This window comes from Oscillatoria salina IIICB1 (genome assembly GCF_020144665.1).
In the GTDB taxonomy this organism is placed as follows: Bacteria; Cyanobacteriota; Cyanobacteriia; order Cyanobacteriales; family SIO1D9; genus IIICB1.
In genome coordinates this window covers 40,122-62,122 of the sequence record NZ_JAAHBQ010000035.1, presented here as the reverse complement: position 1 = coordinate 62,122, position 22,001 = coordinate 40,122, and the positions used below count along the sequence as shown (strand labels likewise).

General features: G+C 40.7%; 13 protein-coding genes and 2 pseudogenes. 10 read left to right on the top strand and 5 right to left on the bottom strand.

The genetic code is table 11. The features are described from left to right. A pseudogene (locus tag G3T18_RS12190) lies at positions 1–342 on the bottom strand (RNA-guided endonuclease TnpB family protein); the annotation flags it as partial. Between the two features lie 117 nt (positions 343–459). Between G3T18_RS12190 and tnpA the strand changes: the two are divergent. Next, positions 460–880: pseudogene (gene tnpA / locus G3T18_RS12185) on the top strand (IS200/IS605 family transposase); the annotation flags it as partial. 175 nt (positions 881–1,055) lie between these two features. Here the strand turns inward: tnpA and G3T18_RS12180 are convergent. Then, the gene (locus G3T18_RS12180; protein ID WP_224410826.1) at positions 1,056–1,817 is read right to left on the bottom strand and encodes a PEP-CTERM sorting domain-containing protein; all 762 of its coding nucleotides are present in this window, start codon (positions 1,815–1,817) and stop codon (positions 1,056–1,058) included. Positions 1,818–1,846: 29 nt separating this feature from the next. Here G3T18_RS12180 and G3T18_RS12175 point away from each other — a divergent pair, with 29 nt between their 5' ends. Continuing rightward, a complete protein-coding gene (locus G3T18_RS12175) occupies positions 1,847–2,059 on the top strand; it encodes a hypothetical protein (protein WP_224410825.1) in 213 nt (70 codons plus the stop codon). A gap of 172 nt (positions 2,060–2,231) precedes the next feature. Here G3T18_RS12175 and dacB read toward each other — a convergent pair whose 3' ends face one another. Next, complete coding sequence (dacB, locus tag G3T18_RS12170; protein WP_224410824.1) at positions 2,232–3,722, bottom strand: D-alanyl-D-alanine carboxypeptidase/D-alanyl-D-alanine endopeptidase; 1,491 nt, start codon at positions 3,720–3,722, stop codon at positions 2,232–2,234. 399 nt (positions 3,723–4,121) lie between these two features. Here dacB and G3T18_RS12165 point away from each other — a divergent pair, with 399 nt between their 5' ends. Further along, the gene (locus G3T18_RS12165) at positions 4,122–6,344 is read left to right on the top strand and encodes a GumC family protein (RefSeq protein ID WP_224410823.1); all 2,223 of its coding nucleotides are present in this window, start codon (positions 4,122–4,124) and stop codon (positions 6,342–6,344) included. Positions 6,345–6,562: 218 nt separating this feature from the next. Further along, positions 6,563–10,729, top strand: coding sequence for a PAS domain S-box protein (locus tag G3T18_RS12160; RefSeq protein WP_224410822.1), 4,167 nt, complete (start codon positions 6,563–6,565; stop codon positions 10,727–10,729). Between the two features lie 49 nt (positions 10,730–10,778). Here G3T18_RS12160 and G3T18_RS12155 read toward each other — a convergent pair whose 3' ends face one another. Continuing rightward, entirely contained in the window at positions 10,779–11,042 is a 264-nt protein-coding gene (locus tag G3T18_RS12155; RefSeq protein WP_224410821.1) for a hypothetical protein, read from the bottom strand. Between the two features lie 194 nt (positions 11,043–11,236). Here G3T18_RS12155 and G3T18_RS12150 point away from each other — a divergent pair, with 194 nt between their 5' ends. Both G3T18_RS12150 and G3T18_RS12145 read left to right on the top strand, forming a co-directional pair. Continuing rightward, positions 11,237–11,860 carry a cysteine dioxygenase family protein gene (locus G3T18_RS12150; RefSeq protein WP_224410820.1) on the top strand — a complete coding sequence of 208 codons (624 nt, stop codon included), beginning with the start codon at positions 11,237–11,239 and terminating at the stop codon, positions 11,858–11,860. Between the two features lie 196 nt (positions 11,861–12,056). Beyond that, complete coding sequence (locus G3T18_RS12145) at positions 12,057–13,280, top strand: HhoA/HhoB/HtrA family serine endopeptidase (protein ID WP_224410819.1); 1,224 nt, start codon at positions 12,057–12,059, stop codon at positions 13,278–13,280. Positions 13,281–13,283: 3 nt separating this feature from the next. On the opposite strand, the gene G3T18_RS12140 is transcribed toward G3T18_RS12145, so the two are convergent. Then, positions 13,284–16,367 (bottom strand): PAS domain-containing sensor histidine kinase, encoded by a 3,084-nt coding sequence (locus G3T18_RS12140; protein WP_224410818.1) that lies wholly within the window; start codon positions 16,365–16,367, stop codon positions 13,284–13,286. A gap of 257 nt (positions 16,368–16,624) precedes the next feature. Here G3T18_RS12140 and G3T18_RS12135 point away from each other — a divergent pair, with 257 nt between their 5' ends. From G3T18_RS12135 to G3T18_RS25760, 4 genes are all read left to right on the top strand, one after another. After that, on the top strand, positions 16,625–18,247 hold the full coding sequence (locus tag G3T18_RS12135) for a peptide chain release factor 3 (protein WP_224410817.1): 1,623 nt from the start codon (positions 16,625–16,627) through the stop codon (positions 18,245–18,247). 187 nt (positions 18,248–18,434) lie between these two features. Further along, a complete protein-coding gene (locus tag G3T18_RS12130) occupies positions 18,435–20,678 on the top strand; it encodes a M48 family metalloprotease (RefSeq protein WP_224410816.1) in 2,244 nt (747 codons plus the stop codon). A 119-nt stretch (positions 20,679–20,797) separates the two neighbouring features. Next, complete coding sequence (locus tag G3T18_RS12125) at positions 20,798–21,265, top strand: hypothetical protein (protein ID WP_224410815.1); 468 nt, start codon at positions 20,798–20,800, stop codon at positions 21,263–21,265. A 471-nt stretch (positions 21,266–21,736) separates the two neighbouring features. Beyond that, positions 21,737–21,961 carry a helix-turn-helix domain-containing protein gene (locus G3T18_RS25760; protein WP_224410830.1) on the top strand — a complete coding sequence of 75 codons (225 nt, stop codon included), beginning with the start codon at positions 21,737–21,739 and terminating at the stop codon, positions 21,959–21,961. The last annotated feature ends 40 nt before the right edge of the window (positions 21,962–22,001 follow it).

Genomic DNA, 22,001 nt, shown 5'->3' with positions numbered 1-22,001 from the left:
GGTAATAGTAATAGTCTTTTTGTCTTCAGAAATCTTCCAACCACTCGTCTTATACTCAACTGAACGAGAGAACTTCTTGAATCTTGGAAATCCTTTTTTACCGGGAACTTTCTGCTTGCAGTTTTCAAAAAATCTACTGATACTAGCCCAAGCTCTCTCAGCCATAGACTGTCGAGCCATTGAGTTTAACTTAGCAACAAAGGGATATGTTGGGTTGTCAGCTAAAACTCGGCAATACTTGTTTAGAGAAAATCGATTTACTTTCTCTTCTTTTGGAGCATCTATCCAGTATCTTAAGCATTTGTTGCGGATGAATTGTCCTATTCGTATTGCTTCGTCTATTGCTGAAAACTGATGTTTGGAACCTTTGAGCTTAAACTAGTACACTAACATTTATCGACCTTTTAAATAGTGCTAGACTAATTATAGTTATTTAACCGTACAGATGTCAACTACAAAAAAACTAACTATAATAGTAGTCGTAGAGCCGTATATAACCTCACTGTACACCTAGTTTTTGTGACAAAATACCGACGCAACGTACTTAGTGAAGCTATGAGGCACAGATTGAACGAGGTGTTTAGCTCTGTCGCTAAAAAATGGGACTCTAATCTTATTGAATTTAATGGGGAGTCTGACCATGTTCACTTGCTGCTTAGTTATCCTCCTCACAAATTATTGAGCAATCTTGTCGCTAATCTTAAAGCCACAGCATCTAAGACACTGTGGCGTGAATTTGAACCGGAACTATCTGAAATTTATAGAAAACGTATCCTCTGGAGGTGGTTCTTATTTTGTCGCCAGTTGTGGTGGTGTTACTATTGAACAACTTAAAATATACGTTCAAAACCAAGATTGTCCGGATTCATCCCGTCACTAAAAGTGAAGGTCTTCTCCGGACGTTAAGATAAACATGATTAGACAAGCACAAAAAGTACGAATTTATCCCTAGTTTAACCGAAAAGTGGTACAAAGCAACTAAAAAGCAAAAAAGGGTGAAAAGTATAAATGCTTTCCACCCTTCGGTTATTAAAAGTAAAACGAGCATCACTCGCTTATGATGATTCTTCGTTGCTTTTACGACGGCGAGAAACGGCTAAAGCGCCTGCGACTAAAGCTAAACCAGCAACAGTAGCAGGTTCGGGAACTTTTTCTGCTCCAGCGATCGCATAATCGCTATAACGGTAGCTTTCTCCGGCTTCTTGGGGAGATGTCAAGGAAACGCTAGAAATCTTAATATCTCCGAAGGGATTGGTAATCTTCCACAACGCACCACCTTTGCTGTTAGCAGGGCTTTTCGCGTTTACTGTTTGAGTGAGACCATCCCAATTCCAGATCGCCGTGAAAGCGTCGATTACTTCTAAGGTTCCGGTAATCCCATTCGCTGTAATTAGCGCAACTTCGTCGATCAGATCGCGAACAGCACGTTTTTCATACAAGAAAGCGATATCAAGAGAACTGAGTGCGGTTTCTTCATCCAAAGTTAATAACAGTTCTTCGCCAAAGTCAATTTCTTGTTGGGAACCTTGGTTAGCGCTGCTTTCGTCTCGATAAATACCGACACCAGTAACCCCATTAACTGTTTTACCAGTTAAGACACCACCAGTATTTGCTGTCAAGGTGAAGCCGTCGTCGGTAGTACAGGTAGAAATTGTGCTGGTAGGTGTTTTTGTGCCGACATTTTCAATCGGGATCGCACTACAGCTTCCCAAATCTGTACCGTTGTTAAAGCTAAAAGCTTGTGCGTCAGCATTTCCAAAGGCGATCGCACTTCCAGCGACTAAACCTGCACAAATTAAGGTCGATTTTAGTTTCATCAGATTTGATCTCTTCAAGTGGGCAGTTGATGGTCTTTACCATCTGTTACAATACAATTATCTTACTTCCATTTCGGAAAACCGCGATCGCGATCGCTACTTTAAATGATTTTCATACTAACACCGAAATTTTTTCAGCACAGTCCGTATTTCTATCTACAATTGACTCAGACAAATTTCCGGTTATCGTATCGATACTTAGTAAAATTTTGCTGAATATTTTTCTTTACCAAGAGATTTAAGGATTTTCTCGGTAAATCAATTAAATATGAATTGACTCACTTCTTTTTTAATCCTTGAAAATGATTTTCGTCTCCACTTGCAGAAAGATATTTGGAGCTTTCAACAATCTATCTTTGGATAGAGAAAATAAAAAATCGGCTGGATCTAACAAATAAATTTGGGATAACAATCTTAACAAGAACGTAGTTTCCTCAGCAGTAAAACAATTTCGTCAATCGCTTGACGCTGCGCGGTTACAGACCGATCGGACTGGTTAATCATAATGCTAAAAACGAGCGGACGATAGTCAGGAATGTCTAAATATCCGGAAAGAGTAGAAATGCCAGTCATTGTGCCAGTTTTGGCTTGTAAATCGCCTGCTAAGACGGTGTTGAGAAAGCGCCGCTTTAGGGTTCCGCTAACGCCAGCAACGGGTAAAGATTTGCGATAAATTTCTGCATCTTTAGTTTTGCTAATTAATTTTAACGTTTGTACCACTGCTTCGGGACTGACTAAGTTATGACGAGATAATCCCGAACCATCGATTAAGAGATAACTTTCTGGGTTAACTCCCAAGCGAGTTAATGTTTGTTTGAGAACAATTAAACTACTCACACCAGAAGTTGCCCCAAGGGTTTTTAAGATAGCATCAGCATAAAGATTATTGCTGGGTTGATTCGTTTTTTGTAATAATTCTGCTAGGGGTGGAGAGGTAATGACTGCCATCGGAGTTACTGAGTTAGTCAGTTCTGGGGTAGTAGTTACCAGTCCTCGCTTCACCATAATACCCTCAGCTTCGAGAAGAGTGCGCCAAGTCTCCAAAAAATAATTAGCGGGATCGGCGATCGCTAAACCCCAAGGATCGGGTTCGGCATCAGCCGCTAACTCTCCTTTAATTTGCAGGACAGGTTTACCGAGAACCCCATTGATTTCTACTGTGTAGGGAGTTCCCGGAGTGGCTGTCAAAGCTTGATTTTCTACCAGCCATTGTGTCGCAGCGAGATCGTCTGACCAATCAAGCTGTACTGGTTGACCTTGTTCTTGAGGTAGTAAAGTTAAAGTAACGGCATTTTCATTGAGAATTAAGCTATTAACCGCCGTTCCATAATAAAAATTGACATCCTCCCATTCCCAACTAGGTAAAATCGCAGGTGAAGTGAAATAACCATCTTCGACGATCAGTTGTTCGATTTGTCGTACGCCTTGATTTTTCAGTTGTTTTGCCAGTTCTTGTAAAATTGAGGTAGTGAGTGTGGGATCGCCCTTGCCTACGAGACGTAAACTAGTCAAATGAGGAATTGTCCCAGTAGCATAGACAGGGGTACGAATGCGAAAATCTGCACCTAAATAACGAAGCGCGGCAGCAGTTGTTAGTAATTTGACATTAGAAGCAGGAATAAAGTAATTTTGGGCATTGAGGGCATAGAGAACGCGAGATCCAACTTGAGATTGTACCAGGAGACCCCAACGCGATCGCTGCCATTCCGAGCGATTGATAATTGCTTCAATTTCTCTAGCCAAATCCCTCGGACAGACTTTAGCTTCTAGATCTGTGGCGATTGTAGCTTCAGCAACGCTTACCCTAGGTGTCGATGCAGCGATCGCTAGATTATTACGCCAAACACCCAATAACAACAGTAATAGCGTGAAACTTTTTCCCAATCTTAAGTAAAAATTTATCATTCGCCCCTAGTCTATAAGCCATATCCCATCGGACTGACTGCCAGAATAACTCTCCTGTTCCAAATTAGTAAAGATAGAAGAAGTGAAAATTATAAATTTTAGTTGTGGGATGTAGTGCGATCGCCTGGGTAGTGGCGTCTTCTGAAATTCTCGTGATAGACTCTGAGAAAAGCCTGGCATGACTTCTCAGAAATGCTCAATCTAACCTATCAATTCAAACTCAAACTAAGCTCGAGTCAAGAACAGGTATCTGAATTTTGTTTGGAGGCTTCCCACCGAGTCGGGAATTATGCTTTAGCAGAAAGAAAAGATTGCTACAAATCTCGCCCTTGTCCAATCAATACTAGTGTCAACGTTTGTACTCCTGGGAACACTAAAAACTTTAACCAATAATCAACTATGGTTGCTTCTGGAAATCCTGCGCCCCTAATACCTAACTTTTCTAATTATCAGCCACTACCTCAATATCAACCTTTAACTTGGCAAGGAAATACTGAGGAGTCATTCGATCTTCGTCAATTATTAACTGTTGCTCGTCGTCGTCGCTGGTTGATTCTAGGTACTAGCTTACTTGTCGGTTCTGGGGTGGCAGTGAGAAACTTAGATCGAGAACAAGTTTATGCAGGGAAATTTCGGCTATTAGTCGAACCAGTTACTACAGATCCGACTACTAATATTGTTGCCGAAAATCAGCCTTTGTCAGCTTCAAGACTCGATTATGCTACGCAAATCCAAGTCCTTTGGAGTAATCAGGTTCTGTCGCCTATTTCTGAGGCAATTAAACAAAAATATCCCGAAATAAACTACAATTCTCTAGCACAAAATTTAAAAATTAGTCAGGTCAATAATACCAAAATTTTAGAGATTAGTTATCAGAATTCTGACCCAGAAAAAATTAAATTTGTTTTAGAACAGGTTGCTGAAGGTTATATTGCTTACTCTTGGCAAAAACAACAAGGAAGTCTCCAGCAAGGGTTAGAATTTGTCAATGTTCAATTGCCGAAGTTGCAAGAAGAAGTTAACCAACTGCAAGCCGAACTGCAAAAATTCCGTCAGGAAAATAATTTTATCGAACCTAGCGCTCAAGCACAAACATTATCTAGCACTTTAAATAATCTCGCGGTAGCCAAAGAAGAAAATCAAACCCAATTAGCTGAAATGGAATCTTTGGCGACAAATTTGCAAGCGCAATTAGAATTAGATTTAGACCAAGCAGTTACAATTTCGGCTTTAAGTGCGGCTCCTCGCTATCAAGAATTACTCGATCGCTTGCAGCAGATCGAGCAACAAATTGCCTTGGAATCAGCAAGATTTACCGAAATCAGCCCGCTTATCCAAAAATTGCAAGAACAAAAGCAAAATTTATTACCTTTGCTGGCGGCGGAAGCCAGAGCGGTTTTAGGAAGCGATAATGTTGACAGTGAAGTCCAATTTTTAGCGGCTTCTCCTAATCCCCTGCGGTTACAACTTACTCAAAGTTTGGTAGAAACAAATAATAAAATTTTGTTGCTTAAAGTCAGAGAAGAAAATTTGGCGAAGACAGAATTAGAGTTGCGAAATTCTCTAGATAAGCTAGCAGAATTAGACCGAAAACATACCGATTTGCAAAGAAACTTAAAACTCAAAGCTGAGAATTTACAACGCTTTTTGTTATTACGGGAAAATTTACGCATTCAACAAGCACAAGAAGCGTTACCTTGGCAATTACTAGACGAAGTAAAATCACCACAAAAAAATGTTTCTCCCTCAAAAAGTCGTAGTTTGTTGATTGCAGCGATCGCTGGTTTACTTGCGGGTGGAGGTGCAGCTTTAGTAGCCGAAAAACTCGATCGTGTTTTTCACTCACCAGAAGAATTACACAAGACTACTAATTTACCAATTTTAGGAACAATTCCTTTTCAAAAAAAAATAGAAGAATCGCCAGGAACCAGCGAAAAAAATTCTTCTCGGGGACGCTATCAAGTATCGGCTTTTTCAGAAGCATTTCGTTCTTTAAACACTAATATTCAATTTCTCAGTAGCGATGCCAAAATTCATTCTTTAGTTGTGAGTTCGTCAGTGCCAATGGAAGGTAAATCGACGATTAGTTTTAATTTAGCACAGGCGGCAGCCGCAATGGGACAAAAAGTATTATTAGTAGATGCCGATCTGCGCCGCCCTCAAGTACATATAATGGCAGAAATATCTAATGTTTGGGGTCTTTCTCAGGTAATTGCTCAAGATATTTCGGCACAAGATGTTATTCAACAAACTGCTTGGGAAGATAATTTTTATATTTTAACTGCTGGTAAAATCCCACCAGATCCTACTCGTTTACTGGCTGCTCGAAAGATGCAAAAATTAATTCAATATTGGCAAGAAAAGTTTGATTTAGTAATTTTTGATACGCCACCTTTGCTAGGTTTAGTAGATGCGCGTCTGCTGGCTAAGTATACTGATGGGATCGTGATGGTAGTAGGATTGGACAGAACTGATAAATCAGTATTTAAGGAAGTTTGGTCAGGGCTACAAATGTCTCAGAGTAATTTGCTAGGTGTGGTAGCTAATGGAATCAAGGGCTACACCCCTACTTCAGTTCAAACTTATTCGGACTACTATCCCGCGATCGCGTCACCAACTTAAACAATCTTACTGGAAAATAAGAGATAAATATATAATCGATAATTAAACGGAAATTTAACGAAAAAATAACCAAAAAATTGCATATTACTGAAGAATAAAAAGAAAAAACTCAGTAGAATTACGGGTTTGACTAGGTGAGTGAAGAAAAGAACACTATACTAAAAGAAAGAAAATAGCAAAACTCATCAAACTCAAGTTATTGCTTGGATATATCTTTCATGGTAACTTCTCAAATAACCACCCTTAAAGCAAAATGCCAGCGCTTAGAAAAGGCATTACAAGAAACACGGGAATTATTCCGCGCCACTTTTGAGCAACCTGCTGTAGGAATGGCTCATTTGAGCTTAGAAGGTCAATTTATCCGGATTAACAACAAGTTTAGTCAATTAGTAGGTTATAGCCATGAAGAATTACTCGAGCGTAGCTTTGAGGAAATTATCACTCCCCAAGAGTGCAATTTTGACAGAGAACAACTAAGGCAATTAAAAGAAGGCTATATTGAGAGTTATGCAGTGCAAATGTGCTGTTTGCAAGGGCGAATTTTATTCACATTCTCGCTGTTGCAGGATGACAAAGGACAACCAATTTCACTAATAGTGATAGGGGAAAAAATTGCCAAAACTAACGATTCTTCGGTAACGATCTCTACAGATTACTTATCCTTATCGGAAAAAGAAACACAACTGCGGTTCCCGATCGCACATTCTGCCGCAGCGATCGCCCTATTTGACTGTCAAATGCGTTATTTAGTAGTTAGTAACAGTTGGTTAGAAACTTACGATCTCCTAGATCGCGAAATTATTGGCGTTTCTCACTACGATATCTTTCCCGAAATTGACACTCGCGACAAAGAAATTCATCAACGTTGTTTAGCTGGTATGGTTGAACGTTGTGAAGAAGACACCTTAGTACGTGCTGATGGTAGTGTAGATTGGATATGTTGGGAAGTTCGCCCTTGGTATAACAGCGTCGGCGAAGTGGGCGGAATCGTGATGTTAACGGAAATTATTACCGATCGCAAACAAGCAGAAATTGCCCTATGCAAAAGTGAAGAACGTTTAAATTTAGCTTTAGAAGCAACAAATTTGGGACTTTGGGACTTGAACATAACTACCCAAGAAAGTTTCATTAATCGTCAATATTCTTCGCTACTAGGTTACGAAGAAACAGAACTGAAAATGAATTTTAGTGTTTGGCAAAGTTCGATTCATCCTAGCGATCGCGATCGGGTTCTGAAAGCTTTTTCTCAGCACTTAGAAGATAATTCATTTCCCTACGCAGTAGAATATCGAACCCAACATAAATCGGGCAAATGGCTGTGGGTGGCTTCCCAAGGAAAAGTTGTTGAATGGGACGAAAATAATCAGCCCTTGCGGGTGGTAGGAACACTCAAAGATATTAGCGCCCGGAAAGCTGCCGAACAAGAACGACAAAGATTGATTGCTCTGATCGAAAATAGCAGCGATTTTGTCGGTATGGCTTCTTGGGAAGGAACACCATTATTTATTAATGCGAAAGGTTTGGAGTTAGTCGGGTTGAACGACTTAGAGGAAGGTAAAACTAAGCACATACTAGACTTCTTTTTACCCGCAGATCGGGAAATCATGGAAAACGAAATTTTGCCTACCGTGTTTGAAGGGGGTTTTTGGCAAAACGAGTTTCGTTTCCAACATTTTCTCACTGGCGCCACGATTCCAGTGGATTTTAACATCTTTTTAGTTAAAGATTCGGAAAGTGGGGAGCCTCTTGCTTTAGGAACAATTACTCGCGACATTAGCGATCGCAAAATTGCCGACAATATCTTAAAAGAAAAAGAACAATTTTTACGCAGTATCTATGAAGGTGTGGAACAAGCGATTTTCGTGGTTAAAGTTACCGAAGATGGTGACTTTCGCTATGTTGACTGGAACCCAGCCTGCGAACGCACCTCTGGTATTAAAGCATCGGAAGGTAGAGGTAAAACTCCAGAAGAATTATTCGGTTTAGCCACAGGAATCGTCGTGCGACAGAGAATGATTAGCTGCACTCAGAGTAACACAGCCGTAGTTTACGAAGAATGTCTGCCGATCGATGGTGAAGAAACTTGGTGGATTACCAGCTACAACTCCTTACGCGATCGCGAAGGCAAAACCGATTGTATTATTGGGACAACGACGAACATCAGCGATCGCAAACGAGCAGAACTGGAATTGAAACGACTGCAAGAGCGATTGCAATATCTCCTTTCTAACAGTCCCGGTGTGATTTATAGCTGTCAAATTGAAGGAGATTTCGCCCCAACTTTTATCAGCGAGAATTCCACTAGCGTTATGAGCTATCCACCAGCCGAATTTTTGCGCGATTCTAGTTTTTGGGCAAATCACATTCATCCAGATGATGCTCCTCATATTTTTAGCAGTTTATCCGATTTATTTGTCGTCGGAAACCATACCCAGGAATATCGCTTTTTACACGCAGATGGTACATATCACTGGGTACACGACGAAATTAAGTTAATTTGCGACGAGCAAGGAAATCCTTTAGAAATTATCGGTCACTGGTCGGATATTACCGAAAGAAAGCAAGCCGAACAAGCACTCCGCGAAAGCGAAGAACGCTTGCGAACCGTTATTCAAAATATGCCTGTGATGATGGATGCTTTTGATGAAAATGGCAATATTATCGTCTGGAACCGCGAATGCGAACGGGTAACGGGTTATAGTGCGGAGGAAGTGATTGGCAATCCCGTAGCGATCGATTTTCTGTATCCTGACCATAATTATCGCTCTTTAATCACCGGGGAATGGGGAAATTTAGGTAATAACTATCGCAACTGGGAGTTAAATATTACTTCTAAAGATGGCACTCTTAAAACGATCGCTTGGTCAAATATTTCTCAGGAATTTCCGATTCCCGGTTGGGCAATTTGGGGTATTGGTGTCGATGTCACCGATCGCCAACTTGCAGAAAGCAAGTTACGACGCAGCGAAGCTAAATATCGTACTCTTGCTGACAGAGAAGCTTTATTAAATCGTCTTGCTAGCCAAATTCGCAATTCTCTCGACCTGAATAAAATTTTAGAAACTACTGTAGCAGAAATTCGCCAACTATTGAACGTCGATCGCTGTCAGTTTTTCTGGTATCGAACTAATGGTACTTGGGACTGTGTGAAAGAAGCTAAATTGCCCGAATTACCTAGTTTTCTCGGTTCTTACTCAGTTGAAGAAAACGATCCTCTCTCTGAAAAAGCTCTCAATTTAGAAGTAGTCAGCTTTGATAACTTAGCTGAAGCTAGCGATCCGAAGATTCGGCAAGTTACTCAATTAGGATATCAAGCAATTTTATCACTACCTTTGCGGACAAACAAAGCCGATGTTGGTGTAGTTTGCTGCGCCCAAACTAGCGCACCGCGTCACTGGCAAGATTTTGAGGTAGAACTATTACAAGCGGCTTGTTCTCAGTTGGCGATCGCGATTAACCAAGCTGAACTATATCAATCTTCTCGCGAATCTGCCCGCCAAGCACTCCTCAAAAGTCGCGAACTTCGACAAACTTTGCGCCAATTACAACAAACTCAAACTCAACTTATTCAAGCGGAAAAAATGTCTTCCCTCGGACAAATGGTTGCCGGAGTCGCCCACGAAATTAATAACCCAGTTAACTTTATTTACGGTAATTTAGTTCACGCTCACCAATACACTGACGAACTTTTAGAATTGGTAGCAGCGTTTAGAAATGCTTATCCGCAACCGATTCCAGAAATTGCCGCTCTCATTGAAGATATCGACTTAGATTTTCTTACTGAAGACTTACCCAAATTATTAAATTCGATGAAATTCGGCGCGATGAGAATCAAAGAAATTGTCAAATCTTTGCGTACTTTCTCCCGTCTCGACGAAGCGGAAAAGAAAGCCGTCGATTTGCACGAAAATATCGACAGTACCTTAATGATTTTACAAAATCGTTTGAAGGCAAAACCCGACCATCCCGAAATTATTATCGTCAAAGAATATGGCGAATTACCTTTAGTAGAATGCTATGCAGGTCAATTAAATCAAGTGTTTATGAATTTGCTTACTAATGCTATTGATGCTTTAGATGAGCGAGATAAACAGCGTACAGCCGATGAAATCAAAGCCAATCCTAGTACCATCACAATTACTACTCAAACTCTACCAATTGAACATTCAGTTAGAATCGCGATCGCTGATAATGGTATTGGCATTAAACCCGAGGCAATGGTGAAAATTTTCGATCCTTTTTACACTACTAAAGCTGTAGGAAAAGGAACTGGGTTGGGGTTAGCAATTTCCTATCAAATTGTCACTGAACGTCATGGGGGTATTTTACGCTGTAATTCCCAAGTTGGACAGGGAACTGAATTTGTGATTCAAATTCCTCTCTAAATTAGATCTTTCTCAGCCAAATCAGCTTATTTTTGCTCTTTTTCTCTGTTTAACTATTGACAGGCGTAGAATTTTCTAATTGAGGATATAAACCTAAGTTTTTTGCTAATTGACGAGCAACATGAATTAAAAACTTAGCAGCATCTTGATTGTTTTCGTGTGCTAACATTGTCGCTACTTGCATCATCATTTTTATTAACTCAGCATCGAGTAAATCTTGATGATTGTCTAAAACTTCTGGTTCTTGACCATTAGGACATCTGAGTAATTCTTCGATCAAATTGAGATATAAATCTTGGCGTTGTTGATTCATGGTTGAATAGTGGTTAGACAAACTTGATTAAATTAAAATCTCTAAATCAACTAAAGAAGAAAAATTTTATAATCTTTTAAAGAAGATAAATCAATTTGTCTATATAACTTAAATGAGAAATTTAAGTTGTAAAAAAAGTAACAGTTAAGCAGATAAATTAAGCTTAGGCTCAAAAAAAATGAGCAAGAAGTAACATGAAAAGTAAAGATTGGTTAGTGAAAGAAGATGGCAAGTGTCTGGCTTGTGAAACAGTGAGAGAATGGGATTTGTTAAGAAACGAGTATCGATTGTATCGATTTTTAACAGAAGTAGAAGATGTGGTTAACGAAGCCGAAGTAAAGGGAACAAAAGAAGAAGATTTCTTACCAGAATTGCGAAAATTAGTGCGATCGCTAGTGATGAATAACTACTGGATTAAAACCCAAATTCCCGAACCTAGCGAAAAAACAGGCGTTTCCTGGTTAATGCTGTATGACGAACTAGGATTTCCCCTGACAGTGCAGACAGAAACAATCTTACCAGGAACAATCTCGCCGATTCACAATCATGGCACATGGGGAGTCGTCGCGATGTTACAAGGAAAACAAAAGAACATTTTTTGGCAGCGATCGCCAACTGCCACACACCAAGATAAAATTACTCAAGTAGGCGCGCAAATCCTCGAACCGGGAGATATAATTAGTTTTACCACTGAAGCAATTCATGCAGTGGAAGCAATGGGAGACACACCCACAGTCACTTTTAACATCTACGGGGAAACCTTTGCTTCCAAACGCTTTCAATTCGATCCTCTCACTCATCAAGCCAAACACTTTTAAGCCCCCAGACAACAAACAAAGACAGCCTGAGCCAATTTTGTCTTAAAATAGATTCGGTTTTCCGAATAACTTAGATCGGCTTTTGCACGCCAGTTTACCAGTGTCAAAACATTGTCAAACTCTTGACACAAAGATTTCACAGACGATCCCTAAACTAATAATCAAAAGTAGATTTTACCTGGATGGTTGGTGAAAAATGGTATTAGACAAACAAAATCAGAACAAACCACATTTATTGAAAAAAGCCCTTACTTATGCCTCGTTATTATTAGTTGGTACGGGTGTCGGTACTTCCGCTAGCTACTTCGCCTCGCGTAATCTAGCAAATATGACCGCACCTCCCGCCCAAGCATTACCCGCAGATTCGAGAACTACGTTCGCGGCAATACCAATTACCGAAGACCCAAATTTTGTCGCGAGAGTAGTGAGAGAAGTGGGACCGGCGGTAGTGAGAATTAATGCTTCTAAGACTGTTACTACTCAAATTCCCGAGGCTTTTAACGATCCGTTTTTCCGTCGCTTTTTCGGTTCCCAAATACCTGATATTCCTCGAGAAAGAGTAGAAAGAGGTACGGGTAGCGGTTTCATTCTCGACAGTGAGGGTAACATTCTCACCAATGCTCACGTTGTTGAGGGCGCTGATACAGTAGAAGTAGTGCTAAAAGATGGTCGCACATTTGCCGGAAACGTAATTGGCACCGATCCTGTCACCGATGTAGCTGTGGTAAAAATTGAAGCTGAGGATCTCCCGACAGTTTCCCTAGGTAACTCAGAAAGACTCGAACCGGGAGAATGGGCGATCGCGATCGGCAATCCTCTCGGTTTAGATAATACTGTTACTACTGGTATTATCAGCGCTACTGGTCGCTCTAGTTCCCAAGTTGGCGTTCCTGACAAGCGAGTTGAGTTTATCCAAACTGATGCAGCGATTAACCCTGGTAACTCTGGCGGACCTTTACTAAATGCTAGAGGTGAAGTAATTGGGATGAATACTGCTATTATCGGGGGAGCGCAAGGATTAGGTTTTGCGATTCCCATCAATGCCGCCCAAGATATTGCGGGACAATTGATTGCTACAGGTAAAGTCGAACATCCTTACCTCGGCATTGAAATGGTCAGTTTGACCCCAGAAATTAAAGAACAAATTAACCGCAATCCTAATGCTGGTTTTAGCGTAAACTCAGATGACGAAGGAGTTTTAATTGCCCGGGTTGTCGCTAATTCTCCCGCCGCCCGAGCAGGACTGCGTGCAGGTGATATTATTGTCAGAATTGATGGTCAAAAAGTCACTGATGGCGAAGATGTCCAAAAAGCCGTGAGTAGAACTCAGGTAGGCGGTAATTTGGAGTTAGAAGTGCAGCGATCGCGCAATTTAGTTACTATTACTGTTCAACCTGGTGCATTGTCCGCTCAACGCTAAGATTTATACAGACGCGCTTTTCCGCGTCTGCTGTTTGAGAGGAATTTTGACGATCAATTCAGCCCCTTTTCCTAGCTCGGAAATACATTGAAGATCCCCACCGTGATGTTCGACAATAATTTGATAGCTAATTGATAAACCTAAACCCGTCCCTTTCCCAACGGGTTTAGTGGTAAAGAAAGGATCGAACAGTTTAGAACTCACTTCTGTACTCATTCCTTTACCATTATCGCCGATCCTGACGATCGCCCAGCGATCGTCAGTTCCCGTACGAAGAGAAATAGTTGGTTGTTCGACAGATAAAGTGAGATCTGATGGTTGCGACTCAGGGGTTAATACCTGATGAGAAGCAAACTTTTCTTCTAAAGCATCAATCGCATTACTGAGCAAATTCATAAAGACTTGATTTAGTTCTCCAGGATAACACTCTACTAACGGCAAGTTCCCATATTCTTTTTTGACTTCGATTTGACTATTTCCTAAACTTTTTTTCAGACGATTTTGCAAAATTAGTAGACTGTTATCAATACCTTCGTGAATATCAACTGCTTTAATTTTTGCTTCATCTAATCGAGAAAAATTACGCAACGAAAGTACAATTTTCCGGATGCGATCTGCTCCCATTTGCATCGATTCTAGCAATTTGGGTAAATCTTCTTTGATAAAATCACAATCTATTTCGGCGGTTCTTTTTTTTATTTCAGCGACTGGTTCAGGATAATAATTTGTATAAAGTTCCACTAAATGCAGTAAATCTTGAGAATATACTAAAGCATGGTCGATATTGCCGTAGATAAAGTTGACTGGATTGTTGATTTCGTGAGCAACTCCAGCTACCATCTGTCCGAGGGAAGACATTTTTTCGCTTTGAATAAGCTGGGCTTGGGTACGTTGCAATTTATGCAAAGTTTTTTGTAGTTCTGTTGCTTTTGTTTCCGCTTGGCGAGCATTTTCGCAGCTTTCGTGGTAAAGTTCAGCTTGGTCGATCGCGATCGCTACTGGTGTAGCTAATGCTTTTAACAGTTCGATCTCGTTTTCTTGCCAATTTCGTTGTTCGTTCACACAAATGCCGACAATAAAACCTCTTTTACCCGCTCTAGTTAAAATTGGTAGCAAGAGATTTTTTTTGTAGCCCTGAGACTCAAATAACTCGCGCATTTCTGGATTTTTTAAGGCTGATATTTTTTCGATCGCAATAATTTTCTGTCCCTCGATTTCTTCTCTCCAAAAATCCAGTTTCGGGATGGGAAATTTTCCTAAATAATGAGGAAGTTGGCGCTTTTTAGCTTGGTTAACAACTTCCCAAACATATTGTCCCTTTTCTTGTCTGTACCAAATAAATAAACAAGCATCTAAGCGTAATAGTCTCCAAGCTTGATTGACAGTTGTTTCTAGGATAAAGTTAAGGTCGAGAGACTGGCGAATTTGATTAATTACCGAATTAAGTAACTTTTCTTTATCAGCAATTTCTCGATAACGTGCTTCCGACAATTCTAATTTTCGTTGGGCTTCTTTCCTGTCAGTAATATCAACAGCTAACCCAATTATACCAGTAATTTCTTCTTGACTATCTTTAATTTTTGCTTTCAGTACCTCCAAGTTGTGCATTTTGCCATCAACAAAGGGTAAACACTCTTCAGAAATATGAATTTTATCTTGCTTTAAACAAGCTGCATCCGATCTCAAACAATTAGCAGATTCGGCTTCACCCAAAACTTCTTGATAATGATTAGCTGCCAAAAATTGAGATTCAGATATACCTACATTGTCGCAAAAAGTTTTGTTAATAAACTGCATTTTGCCCTGCAAGTTTGTCCGCCAAATCCAAATAGGAGCATTATTTAAAATTGCTCGCAAAGATTGTTTTTCTTGTTCGAGTAATGTTTTTGTCTGCTCGCGCTCAGTAATATCTATTCCCGTCCCCCAAGATTGCCAACCCGGAATAGCAAATTGCTCGGAAATATTCGACCAAGCAATTGTCTTTATTGTGCCATCTTTACAGGTAATTTGCCATTGCCAATCGCGGTAATTATTACCCCGTTCTCTCCATTTTTGTTTCATCAAAGCCCGATATTCCGGATTGGGATAAAGTTTGCTCATTGCTTCGGGATTACCGATAATTTCTTCTGCTAAATAACCGGTTACTTTTTCACATTCTCGGTTCCAAACAATAATGTTACCTTCGGAATCAAAAGCATCCATCATTACAGGCATATTTTCAACGATTGCTCGTAATCTTTCTTCTTGATTTTTTATTTCTCTAACAGCAATCTCTTTTTCGGTAATATCGAGGACTAAAGAAAAAATAGAAACTAAATTTCCTGATTCATCTAACAAGCCGGAATTGTACCATTCGCAATAAATTACTTTACCATCTTTAGTATAATTACGGTTGCGACAAAGGTTGTTATTTTGACTACCGTCAACTAATTTACTCATAATTAGAGCAACCTGGTCAAGATCTTCGGGAACAATAAAATCCCAGTCAGTGGGATATTTGCCGATTATTTCTTCTGGCTGCCAACCAAAGATTTCAGTAGCTCGTTTTGACCAACGTTTTACTTGAAAATTGTTATCCCATTCAATGACGACAAGAGGTGAATTTTCTACATGGAAACTGAGTATTTGCAGGGCTTTTCTCAGTTGTTCTTCTACTTGCTTTCTATCTCTAATTTCAGCTTTAAATCGCTCATTAGTTGACTGCATTTGGGCGGGACTTGGTAATTTCAAAGCTCGGGGGAGTAAAACGATTAACTCCAAGGCAGTAACTACAGAAATTAAGGCAATAATCGCTTTGACAAAACCTGATAGCCAATAATTTGGATACCAAATTGTCCAAATATCTAAGAGATGCCCGCTACCGCAAGCGATAATAAAAAGAGCAAAGAGGATAAAAATGCTATGAAAACGAAGATCGCGACGCTTGATGATAAAATAAAGCAAAGTTAAGGGAATAGAGAAATAAGAAAGGGCGATTAACCCGTCGCTAATAACGTGAAGTCTCACTAAACTTGTTTTCCAGAGGTAGCAACTACCATGAGGCATAAAGTTTGTAGTTGCGAAAAGAAGATCTAATAATACCCGCATTAGTAAATTTTGGTAGCAAGATATACAAAAAGGCTGGTAACAGACAAATGAAATTGACTGCACCCTGTTGAAGTTGGTAAGCCTTTCACCGTTATAACATCAGGAAATCAAGAAAACAGCGATCGCTCAGTTACCCATACAGCTAGGAACTTCTATTATATTGAGTAAAAATCAAAGATGATGTACCTTCAATTTAGTCACAAGCACGGGCAAATCCCAAGTATCTTACGTGAATTTACCGATCGAGAACATTCGTAATGATTATTGACACTCAAACTGAACTAGAAAACGCCGTTGCTCAAAGACGGAATTTTGCGATTATTTCTCACCCCGACGCGGGTAAGACGACGCTAACTGAAAAACTTTTACTTTATGGGGGAGCAATTCACCAAGCAGGTGCGGTGAAAGCGCGACGAGAACAGCGTAAAGCGACTTCTGACTGGATGGAGATGGAAAAACAGCGCGGTATCTCGATTACTTCGACGGTATTGCAGTTTGACTATCAAGGTTTCCAAATTAATTTGCTGGATACTCCGGGACACCAAGATTTTAGTGAAGATACTTATCGAACTTTGGCGGCGGCGGATAATGCGGTAATGTTGATCGATGCTGCTAAAGGTTTGGAACCGCAAACGCGTAAGTTGTTTGAGGTTTGTCAAATGCGGAGTTTGCCGATCTTTACTTTTGTGAATAAGTTGGATCGTCCGGGACGGGAACCGTTAGAATTGCTGGATGAGATCGAGCAGGAACTCGGACTGCAAACTTATGCGGTGAATTGGCCGATTGGGATGGGCGATCGCTTTAAGGGTGTTTTCGATCGCCGTTTGAATCAAATTCACCTTTTTGAACGTCAAGCACATGGTAGTCGGGCGGCTAAGGATACGGTTGTTAATTTGGGCGACCCCAAAATTGAACAGCTTCTCGAACAAGACCTTTATTATCAACTTAAAGAAGAGTTGGAAATCCTCGAAGAGATTGGTCCTGAGTTGGATTTCGATTTGGTAAATGAGGGTAAGATGACTCCGGTTTTCTTTGGGAGTGCGATGACTAATTTTGGGGTCAAACTGTTTCTGGAAGCTTTTCTCGAATACGCCCAGAAACCCGAACCGCGTAATTCTTCCTTGGGCGAAATGCCGCCAACTTATCCGGAGTTTAGCGGTTTTGTCTTTAAGTTACAAGCGAATATGGACCCAAAACACCGCGATCGCGTGGCGTTTATTCGCGTTTGTACTGGTAAGTTTGAAAAGGATATGACGGTTAGTCACGCCCGTACTGGGAAAACAGTACGTTTGTCCAGACCCCAAAAATTATTTGCTCAAGGGCGAGAATCAATTGAGGTGGCTTATCCTGGCGATGTGATTGGTTTGAATAATCCGGGAGTTTTTGCGATCGGGGATACGATTTATAACGGTCAAAAACTCGAATATGAAGGGATTCCTTGCTTTTCTCCAGAGTTATTCGGTTATTTGAAAAATCCCAATCCTTCTAAGTTCAAACAATTCCATAAGGGAATTACAGAATTACGCGAAGAAGGTGCAGTGCAAATCATGTACGACACTGATGAGTTTAAGCGCGATCCAATTATTGCGGCTGTGGGACAATTACAGTTTGAAGTCGTGCAGTTTCGCCTTTTAAGTGAATATGGTGCAGAAACTCGCTTGGAACCTTTACCTTATAGTTTGGCACGTTGGGTCGAGGGTGGTTGGTCGGCTTTGAAAAAAGTCGGGAGATTGTTTAATACGATGACAGTGAAAGATAATTGGGGTCGTCCGGTTTTGCTATTTCGGAATGAATGGAATTTGCAGCAGGTGAAAACAGACCATCCGGAGTTAAAGTTGAATTCGACTGCACCTGTGGGTGTGGGAATACAACCGGAGTAAGGTAGTTTATTTTCCTTAGATTCTATGTAGAGACTAAAATGCAACGTCTCTACACAATTTCATGTTGTACAGCTAAAGCAAATTGGCATAACTATAACTGGTATTGCTAGATCAACTGCGATCGCGCCTTTTCGTTCAACTGACAACAAAGGTTATCTTAGGATCGGTAAGAGTGGGGTAGAAGTTTATGGCATCTATTGGCGATCCTTCGATCAAAGCGGGAGAAGTAGCACTCAATGAGGGAGATTATGACACGGCGATCGCGCATTTTCAAGCTGTTTGTGCGGTGGAACTCGATCCGGCTGTTGTTGCTCGCGCTCAACAAGCGCTGATTGTGGCTTATACTAATAGCGGCAGAATTGCTGAGGCGATCGCGTTTTGTCAACAACTCAGTGAAGTTTCTCCCGATAACCGATGGGCTGAGAAAACTCTCGCTGATTTGCGACGGCGTTATCCAGATGCAGAAGCAGCCGCCAATCTTGGTTATGAAGCTGAATACACAAAACAGATTCAATCTCAACAAGCTCAAATAGAAGAAAAAGTTGGGCTTCCGGTTCCAATTCAACAAGCCGAATCCGTTGGTGCGACTGTGTTTCGGGCGGGTCGTCAGTGGCGAAATCAGGAACGCGCGCAACGCTGGAAACCAATGAAACGCCTGAAAATTCGTCGGCTGTGGTTTGTCCAAGCAGTTACGGCGATCGCCTTTTTTTGGGTCTTTCGTGCCACAATCGAACTAGCCTTGGAATTAATTAATGATTGGTTGGTAGCTTTGCCATACTTGCAACCAATTCAACTTTTCTATCGCGATCCTACCTCTGCATTACTCATTTTCCTGGTAATTTTGTTAATAGTTTGTCCTTGGCTATTAGATGGCTATTTCCAGCTATTTCACGAATTCCAGCCTTTCAAATTATCCGAACTCGCCTCAAAGAGTCCGGAAGCAGCGAAACTGTTACCAAGATACTGTCGCAAGCGGAAGATTCCCCTACCAAAACTGGGTATATTACCCACTGACATTCCCCTAGCGATGTGTTACGGTAACTTACCTCGAACTGCGAGAATTGTTGTCAGTCAGGGATTATTAGATCGTCTCGATGATGATGAAATTGCCACTGTCTATGCTTCCGAGTTAGCCCATATCGTCAACAGAGACTTTATTTTTATGTCTGTGGTACTGTCAGTAATTCAAATTCCTTATACAATTTACTGGCAAATTTCCATCCTCGGAGACAGATTTCCGCAGCTTCTCAGCCATCGTTACCCCAATTTGCCCAAATTTGTCATTTCCTTGGTTAGAGGTATCTTTGCGGCGATCGCAGCTTTATTTTACGGCATTTATTGGCTGTGGCGATTGCCGTTATTGTGGTTTTCCCGAAGGCGAAATTATTATAGCGATCGCTTCGCTGCCGAAACTACGGGAAATCCTAATGGAGTATGTCGGGGAATCGTGAAAATGGCGATCGCGATCGCTGAAGATCTCAAAAAATACGGCTATACCAGCTTTCTCCTCGAAGGTTTCGATCTTGTCATGCCCATCGGCTACCGTCAAGGAATCAACCTCGGCAGTTTACCTCACTATACCCCCTTAGAAACCGTTCTCGCTTGGGAATGTACGAACCCCTACCGTCACTGGTTAAAAACGACTAACTCACACGCATTAACAGGCGATCGTCTTTATCTTCTCAGCCGCTACGCATACTTTTGGCAACTCGAACCCGAATTTAACCTTCCCGCGATCGCCCCACCACCTCCTAATAATACCGCTAAATTCGAGAAAATCAAAAACAGTTATCGTGCCTTACCAATCTTACAAAGTGCCTTCCTTGCAGGTATCTTTTTCGGCATAGTTTTACGCATCACCTTTTGGTTAATTGGTATTATCGCCGATTGGCTCAACATTTGGCAATTAATTTGGTTGCACAACGCCGGGGCTTTCCTCAACGCTTGCATTTTAGCCGCCTTTAGTCTCAGTATTATTATTTGGATTAACGGCTATTTTCCCGACATCAAACTTTCTCCCACACGCACCGATCCTCGCTTACAAGACTTATTAGCAGACACAACTTCTCTACCTCCAGATAGTCAAGGAGTACGCTTACAAGGTAAACTTTTAGGTCGTCGAGGTTTAAGTAATCGTCTTGTACAAGACTTAGTATTAGAAACACCTACAGGCTTAATTAAATTGCATTTTTACAGCAAAATCGGACCTCTTGGCGGAATTTTACCTTTCTTTCCAAACCCTACCGACTGGGTAAACCAACAAGTAACCGTTTGTGGTTGGCTGCGTCGCAGTAGTACCCCTTGGGTAGATGTGGATACAATTACCAAAAATAATCAAACCATCCGCACAGGTTATCCCATTTGGGTCACAATTTTAGCAGTTGTCGCAGCAGTTTGGGCAGCTTACCTGATTTGGACTGTAGCACCTTAGCCAGTTACCAGTTATCAGCGAACAGTTATCAGTTATCAGTTAAAATTATTTTCTATTTCAAAGAATCTTTGTCTCCAGCCTCAGCAGTCTCCTATTCCACATTGTAAAATAATAAGCTCATGAAAGTTTTATTGAATACAGAAACAAAGCTTGTACTCCGCCATTACCCACTGTTAAACTGGGGATTTACGGTTTTATTCTTAATAATTGGAATAGTAACATTTCTGATACCTATAGTGGACTCAGACCAACGTTTGATAGCGCATTTAGTTGCTTGGATTTTTATCATTTTTACTGTATTTTTCGCTTTGTCAAAATTGAATAAAGTAGTGGTATGGAGTTTTGACAAGTCAATTAGAACCTTATTTGTTGAAGAAAGAGGTTTATTGAATACTACAGTTTCTGAGTATGCGTTTCGAGAAATTCGTAATGTCCAAATTGAAACAGAACTAGACCAACCACTTTATAGCATTTCCCTCATCCTTTCAGATAACAGGAAATTAAATCTATGTCTTGATTACTCACTTTTTGCTAACGTGGCAGAGGAAAGAGTCAATTGTATCTCTACTTTTTTGGCTCAATGCTAGAGAAAGTGGCAGAAACTGCTAACATCCCTGTAACTCTTCCTGTAACTCATTTTTACTCTTTTTTCTCAATCTGAAGCAAAACTTTATATAGTACATGAGTATTGCTATGGCCAATCTGTAAAGAAATGTTGCACAATCTCCAAAAGTTTGTTACATTTAATTACAGAAAGTCAATAAATCAGTTTTTTGGTCTCGAAATTTGCCATTGAACTGCACTGTCTCAATATCGACTTCTCCTCCCAACACAGCAAGCTCAAAACACCAGCCGCAACCATAGGCTGGTTTTTTATCTTTTTGTAGCGGCTTGGGGGAGCTATAAGACCCACGCCATAATTTTTAATTTGGCGTTGGGATACATGGACTCCCCCAGGTTAATTTTACGGGATTCGATGTCCCTAAACAAAACATTTAGTAGTGCGTTTCTTACCAGTAAATCCCGTACAATAATAGAATGCTGACACTTACCCATCGATACGAATCTATCCAGATGCCGCTCAAGAGCAGAAACTCATTGAGTGGATGGATATCTGTCGAGGAGCATACAATTATGCACTTCGACAGATAAAAGATTGGTGTAACAGTCTTGACTACTCCCCTCCCTCCGCGTTGCTAAAGGGAGGGGATTCACAAGTAGTTCTCTTTCCTCTTGCAGGCACAGTCAAGTTGCCTCTAGACGCTCAATATGTTGACATATAGCCGCATATATTGCGCTTACTTTTTTGAGTTTTATGCTTTC